The sequence below is a fragment of the Collimonas sp. genome, from assembly GCF_039923675.1.
Taxonomy (GTDB): Bacteria; Pseudomonadota; Gammaproteobacteria; order Burkholderiales; family Burkholderiaceae_D; genus Collimonas.
In genome coordinates this window covers 1-12,847 of record NZ_JBDTCG010000050.1, presented here as the reverse complement: position 1 = coordinate 12,847, position 12,847 = coordinate 1, and the positions used below count along the sequence as shown (strand labels likewise).

Below are 12,847 nucleotides of genomic sequence, written 5' to 3'. Positions count from 1 at the left end.
TACCGCACTGCAATTGGAGTTATAAGAAGATGGAATGGATAACAGGTACGCGTCGGCGTGCAATGGTGGTGGCGATCAGCGTGATATTTGATGCTGGTATCGTCGGCTATGCGCACGCTCAACAAGCGGGACAGCCGGCAGGCGACGTGCAGAAAAGCGGCAAGGTACAGTCAGACGCCAAGCAAGACAGTACGCTACCCGAAATCAGCGTCAGCGCGGGGGGTGACGACAATACCACGGTCGGCCTGGTGGCCAAGCGCAGCGCCACCGGCACCAAGACCGATACGCCGCTCAACGAGATCCCGCAGACGATTAACGTCGTGACGGCGGCGCAGATCGAACAAACCGGCGCCGCCAGCGTCAATGACGCCTTGCGTTATGTGCCGGGCTTCTCGACTTATGGCTCGGAAGTGCGTTCCGACTGGTATTCGGTATTGCGCGGCTTCACGCCTACCGTGTACACCGACGGCCTGGCGGTACCGACCACCATCAACCTCGCCAGTTGGCGGGTTGATCCCTTCATGATCGACAGCATCACCGTGCTGCGCGGCCCTAGTTCGGTGCTGTATGGCCAGGGCGATCCGGGCGCCATCGTCGACGTCCAGAGCAAACTCGCCAATGGCGAGCGGATCCGTGAAATGGATGTGCAGCTAGGTAACTACGCCCGCAAGCAGGTTTCCTTCGATATCGGCGACAAGATCGATCCTGCAGGCACCTTGTCGTATCGCCTGCTGGGCGTAGGGCGTGACGGCAACTCCCTGACCGGCCCGAACGGCGAGCGCCGGATTGCCTTTTCGCCCTCGGTCAGATGGCGGCCGGACGCCAATACCTCGCTGACCGTTGCGCTGACCTACCTGCAAGACCATGGCGATGCCTCCAACAATTTCCTGCCGGCGCAAGGCACCGTCCTGCCTAACCCGAATGGGACCATCTCCGAAAACCTGTACACCGGCGATCCGAATTTCTCGCACTACCGCAAAAAGCAGTGGTCGGCCGGCTACCAGTTCGAGCACAAATTCGATCCGGTCTGGACCTTCCGCCAGAATCTTCGCCTGATGCACTTGTCGCTTGATCAGGGCCAGGTATTCGGCGGCGGGCTGGATGATACCGATCCGACCCAGCAATCGTTGCTGCGCTATGTTGGCGACTACCAGTTCAACTACAGCCGCTTCGACCTCGACAACCAGGCACAGGCCAAGTTCAAGCAAGGCCCGTTCGACCACACAGTGCTGCTAGGCCTGGAATACAATCGCCAGCGCACCAGCGACACCGAACTGATGGCGCAGGCGCCAAGTCTGAACATGTATAACCCGGTCTATGCTCCGATCACGAATGCGATCTTTTCCGGTCCTACAGCTTACGGGCCTACCGACACCAAGACCACGCTCAGCATGTTTGGCGCCTATGCCCAGGACCAGATCAAGTGGCGGCGCTGGACCCTGACTGTCGGCGGCCGGCAAGACTGGAGCGACACCAAGCAGGACGACCTGGTTGGCGCCACCCACTTGCAACAGAACAACCACGCATTCTCCGGCCGGGTCGGCCTGGTGTACCTGGGCGACTACGGTCTGTCGCCGTATGTCAGCTACTCGACCTCGTTCAACCCCGTCATCGGCGTCAAGCTGGCAAGTGGCGGACTGGCCGCTCCGACCAAGGGCCGGCAGATCGAAGCCGGCGTCCGCTGGCAGCCGGAAAACAAGAATGTGACGATTAACGGCGCGCTGTACCAGATCTTGCAGAACAATGTGCTGACGCCTGATCCGACCGATCCGACCGGAACCTTCTCGGTGCAGACCGGCGAAGTGCGTTCGCGTGGTTTTGAGTTGAGCGCGGTCGGCAATATCTCGCGTGAATTCTCGATCATTTCCGCCTATGTGTACCAGGATGTGAAGAACACCAAGGCCAATGATTCGTCGCTGGGTAAATGGCCGGTCGATATTCCACGGCCGCGCCAGATGGCGTCGTTGTGGGGCGACTGGACCTGGCATACCGGCGCCTTGGCGGGCTTCGGCCTGGGTGCGGGCATCCGTTACCAGAGCAGTGCCGCAGGAGCGTCCGACAACTCCCTGCTGGTGCCGAGCAATACGGTGTACGACGCCGGTGCGCATTACGACATGAGCAACTGGCGCTTCTCCCTGAACGCCACCAATCTGTTCGACCGCCGCTTCGTCAGCGGCTGCCAGTCGGTGAATACCTGCTTCTACGGTAATCAGCGCACGGTGGCTGCTACCGCGAAGTACATCTGGTAAATACTTGAGCGAGGCGACGCGGAGAATCCGAACCGCGTTGCCTCATTGATGAAGGTAATCATGCAAAAGAAAAAACTCGTCTATATCTGGTCTCTCAGAAACGCCGCCGCCGACAAGGCAGGACAGGAAGTCGCCTACAAGGACGGCACGCGCTACATGAAGTCGGTGCTGGAGTCGCTAGTTGAAGCGCTCAACGAGATGGAACTGGGGCAGATGTATTCGCTCGAAAAAGTCATTTATGACGACGACGCCGAGCTGGCCATCGACCGCGAAAAACTGAAGGAGTACGGCTTTTCCTACGCACCGGGCAAGCGCTGGTTCTATCCGCCTGCGCTGAGCGTGCAAGGGCGGCCTGTGAATGATTTGCTGCTGGCGATTCCATCGGCCTACCGGCGGCATGCGATGAATGCGCCGCAACGGGCGGCAGGGAAGAGCGCGTTTGAAAAGCACCTGCTGGATACCCTGCTGGAACTGGAAGCGGACATCGTGGTGCTGGACGGCCTGCTGATCATCCTGGATGAACTGGTGCGGCCAGACAGTCTGTTCCATCGCAAGATCGTCAACATCCATCCAGGCGTCACGCGCCTCGAATCACCTTATGAACGGCGCGGCGCCTATGCGACGCTGGATGCGCTGCATGGTGCGCGTGGCAAGAAGATCGTCAACTGGCAAACCATGGAAAGCGTGCCGGTGAAGCCGCTTTACATGACGGGCGCGTCTTTCCATTATGTGGATAACGGCATCGATTCGGGCGAAGTGATCCATGACGTCTTGAAAACAGAAATCGACAAGGAAGACACGATTCTCGAATTGCGCTGGAATAATTTCAACCGCAGCTTGTTCCTTGCATTGCATGAGGGGCTGGCCAAGATCTATCAAGGCCACCTCTAAAAATTCCGTCATTCCCGCGTTCGCGGGGATGACGGAGCTGGGGTTATTCGAGGTGCCCTTAAATGATAACGGCCATGCAGGAGAAATCGCATGGCCGTTATTCGTTACCGCAAGATGACGCTTAGCTCTTCTTCAACTGATCCCTGATCGGCAGGTTGCGGATGCGCTTGCCGGTCGCCGCGAAAATGGCGTTGCACAAGGCCGGTGCGATAGGCGGCGTGCCCGGTTCGCCGACGCCGCCCAGCGGCATGTCGTACTTGTGCGGCACCATGTGCACCCGCAGGTCGCGCGGTGCGCTGAAGGCGCGCAGCACTTCGTACTCATGGAAATTGCCTTGCTCGGCGCTGCCGTTCTTGAAGGTGATTTCCCCCGTCATCGCCAGGCTCAGACCCATGATGCAGGCGCCTTCGACTTGCGAGCGGATACGGTCCGGCGTGATCTGCGGGCCGCAATCGATTGCCATATCGACCCGAGGAATGCTGATCTCGCCATCATCGCCAACCACCACTTCGATCACCGCCGCCACATACGACATGAAGCTATAGGCAACCGCCAACCCAAGGCCATGGCCCTTGGGCAGCTTGCGCCCCCAGCCGGCTTCCTTGGTCGCCAGCTCGACCACTTGCCGCATGCGGCCGGTATCGAGCGGGTACAACACCGGCGATTCGCCATAGTTGGTGGTGTCCGACATGTCTTGCGGATTGATCTGGCGCGCCGGACCGATCAGCTCCAGCAGGAATTCCCGATGATCCCGCTTGGCTTCCGCCGCCAGCTCCGCGACAAACGACTGCACCGCGAACGCATGCGGGATGTTGTAGACCGAACGGAACCAGCCGATCCGCGTGTGGGCCTCGACTTCGGGCGCTTCGATGCGGATATTCGGGATCACGAACGGGATATTGATCGCGCCCATGCCGAGTTCACCAGGCTGTTCACCCTTGGCGCCGGCGACGAAGGTGGAAGCAATGGTCGGCGCCGCGCTGCGGTGTAGCCAGGCCACAGGCTTGCCCTTGGCGTCCAGCGTGCTTTCCAGATGTTCCAGCGAAACAGTATGGAAATAGTCGTGGCGCAAGTCGTCTTCGCGAGTCCAGGTGACCTTGACCGGCACGCCATCCATCGCTTGCGACAGCAATGCAGCTTCCGCCACGAAGTCGGGCTTGGATTTGCGGCCAAAGCCGCCGCCCAGCAAGGTGACGTTGACTTTGACGTCATCGGTCTTCCAGCCCAGTTTGCCGGCAACGGTATCGCGCGTGGCTTGCGGGTCCTGTACGCAGGCCCAGACTTCGCATTTGCCGTTGGCGGTGCGGGCAGTGGCGGCCGGCGGTTCCATGGTGGCGTGCGCCAGATGCGGAATGTAGTATTCCGCTTCAATTTTTTTACCGGCTTGGGCCAGTGCGGCCATGGTGTCGCCGTTGTTGCGCACCACTTTGGCTGGCTTGCGCGCCGCTTCTTGCAGGGTGATCTTGAAGGCCGTGGAATCGTAGTCGCCGTGCGGGCCGTTATCCCAGGTAATCTTCAAGGCTTCACGGCCCTTGATCGCCGCCCAGGTATTGCGCGCAATGACGGCGATGCCGCCGAGCGGGTTGAACTTGGCCGGAGGAGGGCTGCCTTTGAGTTCGATCACACGTACCACGCCCGGGATTTTCAGGGCTTCTGCCGAATCGAAACTTGCCACCTTGCCGCCATATACCGGCGGTCGGGCTATGACTGCATACAGCATGCCGTCGAGACGGGTATCGATGCCGTAGCGGGTATTGCCAGTGACGATGTCGCGGAAATCGACGCTGTTGAAGACGTCTTTGCCGATATAGCGGAATTGCGCCGGATCTTTCAGTTGCACCTGGGCTGCAGGCGGCACCTGCAGCTTGGCGGCATCGACCGCCAGTTCGCCGAAGCCCAGCTTGCGGCCGCTCTTGGCATGCAGTACTTCATGATTTTTGGTGCTGATTTCCGCCGCCGGCACCTTCCAGCGCGCCGCCGCAGCGGACACCAGCATCAGGCGGGCGGTGGCGCCAACCTGGCGCATCGGCGTAAAGAAGTGGCGCATGCTGCGTGAGCCGTCGGTATTCTGGTTGCCGTAGCGGCTTTCATCGGCATTGGCTTGCACCACGCGCACCCGGCCCCAGTCGGCGTCGAGTTCATCCGCGACCACCAGCGGCAGGCTGGTACGAATACCTTGCCCCATTTCAGAGCGGTGGGCAATGATGGTGACAATGCCGTCGGCGCCGATGGTGACGAAAATCAGCGGATCGTTGACTGTGCCGCCCGGCATGCCGGCGCCGCCGTATTTTTTAGCCGGTGCGGCAGCGTCGGCCGCACTCACCAAGCCGTTCACGCCGACGGTCAAGGCCAGGCCGGTGAATGCGCCGACGCCTTTGAGCCAGGTGCGGCGGCTCATGGAGGCCACCGCTGGTGTGGCGGCGTCGCTGATAGCGCTATCTTTATCGAAATCGAAAGCGGCGCTCATTTGGCGACTCCTTTTTCTGCAACCTGCTTGATGGCTGCGCGGATGCGGGTGTAGGTGCCGCAACGGCAGATATTGCCGCTCATGGCGTCGTCGATTTCCTTGTCGGTCGGCTTGGCGGTGGTTTTCAGCAGGGCGGTGGCGGACATGATCTGGCCGGCCTGGCAGTAGCCGCATTGCGGCACGCCCAAAGCGATCCACGCTTCCTGTACGGCATGGCCGACCTTGTCTTCGGCCATTGCCTCGATAGTGGTGACTTTCTTGCCGGCGGCAGCGCTGATCGGCGTGATGCAGGAACGGATCGGGTCGCCGTCCAGATGTACGGTGCAGGCGCCGCACAGCGCCATGCCACAGCCGAATTTGGTGCCGGTCAGGCCGACGTCGTCACGCAGGGCCCACAGCAGCGGGGTGTCTTCCGGTAAATCGATATTGTGCTGCTTGCCGTTGATGTTCAGGCTAGTCATGGTGGTTTTTACCTTTCCAACTTGGGGTTGATAACCTATTGATGAACTTTATTCGTTATAGTGTAGCTTAATTGATAATATTATTTCGAGGCCACGCGAATTTTCCTCGGTTCAGCTCACCACAGCGGCATTGTAGACCCAAGTCAAATTTTTGAATGGAGAGCAACTGTTTCGAGGATAATTGGCGCATTGCAATTTTTAGTGATGGAGTTCCGATGTCCGCAGTTTTTAACAAAACAGGTCGTATTGCCGACAATGTTTCCCTGCCCGAACTGACGGTGCGGGGTATCATTCTCGGCGCTTTGATCACCGTCGTCTTTACTGCCTCAAATGTCTACCTGGGCTTGAAAGTCGGCCTGACTTTTTCTTCCGCGATTCCCGCCGCCGTGATTTCCATGGCGGTGCTGCGCATGTTCAAGACCGCCAATATTCTTGAAAACAATATGGTGCAGACCCAGGCTTCGGCTGCGGGTACCTTGTCGTCGATCATCTTTATCCTGCCGGGCCTGGTCATGATCGGCTACTGGCAAGGCTTCCCTTACTGGCAAACGCTGGCGATCTGCGCCGCCGGCGGCATGCTGGGTGTGATGTTCACGATTCCTTTGCGGCATGCGATGGTGGTGCAGAGCGATTTGCCCTATCCGGAAGGTGTGGCGGCGGCGGAAATCCTGCGCGTCGGCAGCGCCGAGGTCGAGCTGGACGCCAGCGGCAAACCGGGCGCAAAAGCCGAAACCGGTATTGTCGACATCATGGCTGGCGGCTTGGTGGCTGCCGTCGTCACATTAGCGTCGTCCGGTTTCCGTATCCTCAGCGAAGGCATCAGCCTGTGGTTTGCGGCGGGGCCTGCGGTGCTGCGAATTTCCAGCGGCTTTTCACTGGCCTTGCTGGGCGCGGGTTACCTGATCGGCATCGTTGCCGGTATCGCCATGCTGATCGGCTTGCTGATTGCGTGGGGCGTCGCGGTGCCGGTGCTGACTTCCATGCACACGATTCCGGATGGCATGACGCTGGCTAAATACGCCACCGGCTTGTGGAGCAAGGATGTGCGCTTCATCGGCGCCGGCACGATCGGCGTGGCGGCGGTATGGACGCTGATTACCTTGTTCAAGCCGATGCTGGAAGGTATCAAGACTTCGTTCCAGGCGCTGAGCGGCGGCAAGGGTCGCGTCAATATTCCGCGTACCGAGCAAGATCTGTCGCCGGCCTGGATCATCGGCATCACGCTGGTGCTGGTGGCGATCCTGGTGGCGACCTTCGGCAGCTTCCTCAGCGCCGCGCCGCTGAGCTCCGGCATGATCTGGGGCCTGGTGGCTTACAGCGTACTGTTTGCCGTGATTTTCGGTTTCCTGATTGCAGCGGCTTGTGGCTACATGGCGGGTCTGATCGGTTCTTCCGCCAGCCCGATTTCCGGCGTCGGCATTGTCGCCGTGGTGCTGGTATCGTTGCTGATCCTGCTGGTCGGCAGCGCCGACGGCTTGCTGGCTACCGAGGCCGGCAACAAACTGGGGATTGCGCTGGCGATTTTCACTACCTCGGCGGTGATCGCGGTAGCGACCATTTCCAACGATAACCTGCAGGACTTGAAAACCGGCTGGCTGGTTGGTGCGACGCCTTGGCGTCAGCAGGTAGCCTTGCTGATCGGCTGCGTAGTCGGCGCCGTGGTGATTCCGCCGGTGCTGGAACTGCTATACAACGCCTACGGTTTCGCCGGCGCCATGCCGCGCGCGGACATGGACGTGGCACATGCCTTGTCGGCGCCGCAAGCAACCCTGATGACAGCGATCGCCACCGGTATTTTCACGCATCAACTGAACTGGGACATGATCCTGATCGGCCTCGGTTTGGGTGTGGTGCTTGTGATTATCGATGAAATCCTGCGCCATCGCGGCGGTTTTGCCCGCTTGCCGGTGCTGGCGGTGGGTATCGGCATCTATCTGCCGCCGACCGTGGCGTCGACGCTGGTGCTGGGTACGTTGCTGGCATGGGGTATCGAACGCATCCTCAAGAAGCGTGCAGAGAAGCAGGGCGTACCGTACGAGAAATTTGCCGAAGGCTCCAACCGCCGCGGCGTGTTGCTGGCGTCCGGCCTGATCGTCGGTGAAAGCCTGGTTGGCGTGGTGCTGGCAGGCGTCATCGGTTTCAGCGGCAGCGATTCGCCGCTGGCGCTGGTCGGGCCGGCGTTTGAAGGTACGGCGCAGTGGCTGGGCCTGATCGTGTTTGTGGCGGTAGCCGGGGTTTTCGCGCGGCGCGTATTGAGTGCAAAGAATTAATCGGCTTAAGATGTGTCCTGATTAGTTACCTGTCTCAGGTGACACATTTTTCAGTATGGAAACCTCAGCAGCGTCATTCCCGCGAACGCGGGAATCCATGTTGAATCAGCTACTTAAGATGGATCCCCGCGTTCGCGGGGACGACGACATTTCAGTCGGAACAGGCTTTTTATCCTCAATCTGAGGTTGGTAACTCAGGAGATGTGTTAAGTAAGGTCTTGCCTTGGCGGGATCTTGCTGAAGTTAAATGGATCGCATGATTTACGCAGTTTTCCTGCGCAAATCATCCGGTCCATTTTCTTTTGCCCCGGGAATGCGCCAGCACCTCAATGGCTGTGCCGATGGTGAATATCAGGGTAGTGCGCGTGGCTATGGCTGATTGGCAAATGGCGGTGAGGGTGGCTGTGCGGCTCGCGGCCATCCCAGTCGAAATCATGTTGATGCTGGTGGTGCAGGTCATGACTGTGGCTATGGCCGTGATCGGTTTCCTGGTGCGTATGCTCGTGCTGATGCTTTTCGCTCAAGTGCAGCCAGATGCCAAGCGCCATCAAGCCGGCGGCCAGCCAGAACATGCCGCTGACTGCATCGTGCAGGACCAGCAGTGAAATCGCTGCCCCGATGAACGGCGCCACCGAAAAATAGGCGCCGGTACGGGCGCTCCCCAGATGACGTAGCGCCAGCACGAACAGCACCAGGCTGAGGCCATAACCGCTGAAGCCGATCAAGGCCGCGGCGCTGATTTTTGCAATACCCGGCAGCGATGCTCCCAACAGCAAGGCCAGGGCGAGATTGACGAGACCCGCGACCAGTCCCTTCAATGCAGCAATCTGAACCGCATCGCTGGCCGAAATCCGCCGCGTCAGGTTATTGTCGATGGCCCAGCACAAGCAGGCTGCCAGAATCGCCAATGGCCCCCAGGGCATGCCGAATTCCGGCGCCTGCTGCCACGACAGCAACACGCCGGCCAGGACGATGGCGAGCATCCCCAGGACGATGCGGCGGTCAAAATTTTCCTTGAATACAAACCACGCCAGCGCGGCGGTCATTACGCCTTCCATATTTAGCAGCAGCGATGCGCTGGAAGCCGGGGTCAGCGACAAGCCGAGCATCAGCAGCACCGGGCCGGCGATGCCGCCGCTCAGGATCGCTGCGCCCAGCCATGGCAAATCCGCTCTCCGCAAACCGTCCGCTGCCGCTTGACTGGCAGGGCGCAGACGGCGTAACCCGTACCAGAGCGAGAGGCCGATGCCGCTTCCCAGATACAGCAAAGCAGCCAGCATCACCGGCGATATCTGGCCGAGCAGCAGCTTGGCGAACGGGGTGCCGGCGCCGAAGAAGGCGGCGGCCAGCAATGCGAATAACACACCTTGATGCATGGTTTGTTTCCTGCGAGTTGACAGATCCGCGCCTGAGCGTCAGGCCTGATCCAGGGCGATGCCGAATTGCATTGCCAATGCACTGCGGCCCTCGGCGGTGATTGTCACCACTCTTGAATGTTTACTGCGGGTCAGCCAGCCCAGTTCAATCATGCGCTTGGCCAGGGTCGCACCTAATGCGCCGGCCAAATGATCACGGCGTTCGCTCCAGTCCAGGCAGGGGTAGGCGAACTGGCGCCGGCTCTTTTGCAGCGCCAGGGTATCGATGCCAAAGTCGTTGAACCAGGCTTCGCCCGGCTCGGAGAGGGAAAACGTGTCATCGTCGGTGTTCAGCAAGCCGCGCTTTACCAGTACTTCGGTCAGGCGGGTGCCCAGCTTGCCGGCCAGATGGTCGTAGCAAAAACGCGCCGTGCAGATGGCGTCGTTGCCGGTGGACGCTCCAACCCGTTTACGTTTCGGCGCAAACACCATCAGCGATTCGATCAGCCGCGCCACTTCCGGAGAAGCCAGCCGAAAATATTTGTGCCGTCCCTGGCTGGTCATCTCCAGCAAGCGGTCTGCCACCAGCTGTTTCAGGTGGCTGGTAGCAGTGGCCGGCTTGATCTCGGTGCCATACGCCAGTTCCTTGGCGGTCAGGGCGCGTCCCTCCATCAGCAGCGCCAACATCTGAATGCGGGTAGGATCGCCTATCGTGCGGGCGAGCCGGCTGAGGTCGGGTTCGTTTTGCGTGCTTTCCATAGTTTGATGGTAACCGTACTGTTGTTGTGTGACAAGCGACCTGCCGTGAGTCAGAATCAAGTCTTGATTACTCAGGTATTGGATGGCCGCAATGACTTCTCCCCAAGTGCTATCGGCAGTCAAGCCGACGCCTTCAGTTGCAAATGAAGCAACTGCCGCAGTCAAGTGGACGATCGCCGCCAGCAGCTTCGCTTTCATCATCGTCCAGCTCGACGTCACCATCGTCAACGTCGCCTTGCCGCAAATCGGCGGCGATCTCGGTGCGCGCGTTTCGGCCTTGCAGTGGGTGGTGGACGCCTATACGCTCGGCTTCGCGGTATTCCTGTTGTCGGCCGGCGCCTTGGGTGACAAATTCGGATCGAAACGATTGTTTTTGGCCGGTTTCCTGTTATTTGCCATGGCGTCCCTGGCCTGTGGCATGGCGCCGAACGCCGGCTTCCTCAACATCGCCCGGGCGATCCAGGGCATAGGGGCAGCGTTGCTGGTGCCCAGTTCGCTGGCGATCTTGAATCATGCTTGCGCCCATGACAAGAAGCTACTGGCCAAAGCCATCGGTCTGTGGACCGCCGCCGGCGGCGTCTCGATTGCGGCCGGCCCGGTGATCGGCGGCCTGTTGCTGGCGACTGCGGGATGGCGCAGCATCTTCCTGGTCAACCTGCCGATTTGCGCGCTCGGCTTCCTGCTGACTTTGCGGGTGGTGCCGGCGATAGCCGCCAGCACCCATGCGCGCTCCTTCGACCCGTTCGGCCAGCTATTGGCGATCATTACGCTGATCGGACTGGTCGGCGCGGTGATTGAATTCCATCCGCTGGGCATGCAGCATCCGCTGGTCATCGCCGGATTTTGCATCGCCTTGATCGCCGGCATGGCTTTCATCATGGTGGAGCGCAAGGTGCAGCACCCGATGCTGCCGCTGAATTTCTTTCACCAGACCAGTTTCAGCGCGGCGGTGCTGTTCGGGGTGTTGGTGAATTTTTCCTATTACGGCGTGATCTTCGTCATCAGCTTCTATCTGCAAAAAGTGCAAAACTACAGCGCGGTCCAAGCCGGGCTGGCGTTTCTGCCATTGACCGGCACCTTCATTTTCTCCAACCTGGTCAGCGGCTGGCTGATCGGCAAGGCCGGTATCCGTTTGCCGATGGTGCTCGGCGGTTTGATCGGCGCCTTGGGTTATGGCTTGTTAGGCAGCATCGGCATCGCCACCCACGCCAGCTTCCTGCACATGCTGCCCGGTTTCATACTGATTCCAGCCGGGATGGGCCTGGCTGTCCCGGCCATGACTACCTCGATCTTGTCGAGCGTGGAAAAGAGCCGGGCCGGCACGGCTTCAGCGGTGTTGAATACCGCCAGGCAAGTCGGGGGCGCGGTCGGTGTCGCAGTATTCGGCGCGCTGGTGAGCGATGGCATGGCCGGCGACATGACCAACGGCGTCAGGATCGCCATGGCGACGGCGACGGTGCTGTTGTTGCTTGCGGCAGGAATGGGTTGCCTGGTCAAGCCGAAAGCTGCGGCACGATAACCGGTATTGTTGAGATTTGTTGAAAAAATCCGATGGCTGCCTGAAAGCGCTTCTACAATTGCCGGCAACGCAATAGCATGTAGCAAGCAGTTTTCACCCAGGAGCCATCAATGAAAAAACGCCAGTTCATCTCGACCGCCGCCGCCTCCATCGCCGGCGCTTTGAGCGCATCGGCATTACCTGCATTAGCCGCAAGCAGTACCATCCAGGGCGCAAAGCCGGCCGGTCCGGCCATCCTGACCGTCGCCGGCGCCATCGAACAAAGCAACCGCGGCCCGGTCGATCCCGTGATCGACCAGATGATGCACAAGCAGAACGTGCAATTCAAACGCGCTTTCAGCTTCGACCTGTCCGCGCTGGACCAGCTGCCCGCGATAATCATCAACCCGACCCTGGAATACGACGGCAAGCCGCATCAGCTGCGCGGCCCGCGCCTGGCCGCGGTGCTCGACATGCTGGGCGCCGGCAAAGCGGCGGGTACGCAGATTGTGTTTCATTCGGTTGACGGCTATATGCCGCAGATCGGCTTCGATCAGCTCCGCAAGTACGATTACATCCTGGCGACGCAGGTTGACGGCATGCCATTGTCGATAGGCGGTTTCGGCCCGGTCTTCGCCATCTATGATGCCGACCGGGTCCCTGAAATGGCGCGGAAGCCGCTGGGTCAGCGCTTTGCGCTTTGTCCTTGGGGGTTGTATTGCATTGAGGTGGTTCAAGGAAAGTGATGCGAAACCGTCAGGAAAATGAAGGTAAGCGGTCATCCGCTCCACCTATGAATTCGTTCTCGGCGTCGTCACACTGTCACTTTCGGTTATTCGGGAGAGCGGATAGTGTTGAATTCAGAACGTGAGAAGGTCTGGCAAGAACGGGTCATGC

The 12,847-nt window shown here is 59.9% G+C and carries 9 protein-coding genes; 5 read left to right on the top strand and 4 right to left on the bottom strand.

The features are described 5' to 3' along the window. Window positions 1-29 precede the first annotated feature (29 nt). Complete coding sequence (locus ABI171_RS09415) at window positions 30-2,249, top strand: TonB-dependent siderophore receptor (protein WP_348092305.1); 2,220 nt, start codon at window positions 30-32, stop codon at window positions 2,247-2,249. Between the two features lie 60 nt (window positions 2,250-2,309). Further along, window positions 2,310-3,140 carry a formyltransferase family protein gene (locus ABI171_RS09410; RefSeq protein ID WP_348092304.1) on the top strand — a complete coding sequence of 277 codons (831 nt, stop codon included), beginning with the start codon at window positions 2,310-2,312 and terminating at the stop codon, window positions 3,138-3,140. Between the two features lie 121 nt (window positions 3,141-3,261). Here the strand turns inward: ABI171_RS09410 and ABI171_RS09405 are convergent, their stop codons facing one another. Both ABI171_RS09405 and ABI171_RS09400 read right to left on the bottom strand, forming a co-directional pair. Further along, the gene (locus tag ABI171_RS09405; RefSeq protein ID WP_348092303.1) at window positions 3,262-5,607 is read right to left on the bottom strand and encodes a xanthine dehydrogenase family protein molybdopterin-binding subunit; all 2,346 of its coding nucleotides are present in this window, start codon (window positions 5,605-5,607) and stop codon (window positions 3,262-3,264) included. Beyond that, window positions 5,604-6,068, bottom strand: a complete 465-nt coding sequence (locus tag ABI171_RS09400) for a (2Fe-2S)-binding protein (RefSeq protein ID WP_348092302.1) — start codon at window positions 6,066-6,068, stop codon at window positions 5,604-5,606. Before ABI171_RS09400 ends, ABI171_RS09405 begins: the two co-directional genes overlap by 4 nt. Window positions 6,069-6,283: 215 nt before the next feature. Between ABI171_RS09400 and ABI171_RS09395 the strand changes: the two genes are divergently transcribed. Further along, window positions 6,284-8,338, top strand: a complete 2,055-nt coding sequence (locus tag ABI171_RS09395; protein ID WP_348092301.1) for an oligopeptide transporter, OPT family — start codon at window positions 6,284-6,286, stop codon at window positions 8,336-8,338. A gap of 326 nt (window positions 8,339-8,664) precedes the next feature. On the opposite strand, the gene ABI171_RS09390 is transcribed toward ABI171_RS09395, so the two are convergent. Further along, entirely contained in the window at window positions 8,665-9,714 is a 1,050-nt protein-coding gene (locus tag ABI171_RS09390) for a DMT family transporter (protein WP_348092300.1), read from the bottom strand. 39 nt (window positions 9,715-9,753) lie between these two features. After that, window positions 9,754-10,452, bottom strand: a complete 699-nt coding sequence (locus ABI171_RS09385) for a winged helix-turn-helix domain-containing protein (RefSeq protein WP_348092299.1) — start codon at window positions 10,450-10,452, stop codon at window positions 9,754-9,756. 91 nt (window positions 10,453-10,543) lie between these two features. On the opposite strand from ABI171_RS09385, the gene ABI171_RS09380 reads away from it, so the two are divergent. After that, window positions 10,544-11,971, top strand: coding sequence for an MFS transporter (locus tag ABI171_RS09380; RefSeq protein WP_348092298.1), 1,428 nt, complete (start codon window positions 10,544-10,546; stop codon window positions 11,969-11,971). Between the two features lie 110 nt (window positions 11,972-12,081). Beyond that, window positions 12,082-12,696 carry a molybdopterin-dependent oxidoreductase gene (locus tag ABI171_RS09375; protein WP_348092297.1) on the top strand — a complete coding sequence of 205 codons (615 nt, stop codon included), beginning with the start codon at window positions 12,082-12,084 and terminating at the stop codon, window positions 12,694-12,696. Window positions 12,697-12,847 lie beyond the last annotated feature (151 nt).

Coding starts and splice junctions, on each gene's coding strand:
- ABI171_RS09415 (WP_348092305.1), top strand. CDS start 30: ATGGAATGGATAACAGGTACGCGTCGGCGTGCAATGGTGGTGGCGATC.
- ABI171_RS09410 (WP_348092304.1), top strand. CDS start 2,310: ATGCAAAAGAAAAAACTCGTCTATATCTGGTCTCTCAGAAACGCCGCC.
- ABI171_RS09405 (WP_348092303.1), bottom strand. CDS start 5,607: ATGAGCGCCGCTTTCGATTTCGATAAAGATAGCGCTATCAGCGACGCC.
- ABI171_RS09400 (WP_348092302.1), bottom strand. CDS start 6,068: ATGACTAGCCTGAACATCAACGGCAAGCAGCACAATATCGATTTACCG.
- ABI171_RS09395 (WP_348092301.1), top strand. CDS start 6,284: ATGTCCGCAGTTTTTAACAAAACAGGTCGTATTGCCGACAATGTTTCC.
- ABI171_RS09390 (WP_348092300.1), bottom strand. CDS start 9,714: ATGCATCAAGGTGTGTTATTCGCATTGCTGGCCGCCGCCTTCTTCGGC.
- ABI171_RS09385 (WP_348092299.1), bottom strand. CDS start 10,452: ATGGAAAGCACGCAAAACGAACCCGACCTCAGCCGGCTCGCCCGCACG.
- ABI171_RS09380 (WP_348092298.1), top strand. CDS start 10,544: ATGACTTCTCCCCAAGTGCTATCGGCAGTCAAGCCGACGCCTTCAGTT.
- ABI171_RS09375 (WP_348092297.1), top strand. CDS start 12,082: ATGAAAAAACGCCAGTTCATCTCGACCGCCGCCGCCTCCATCGCCGGC.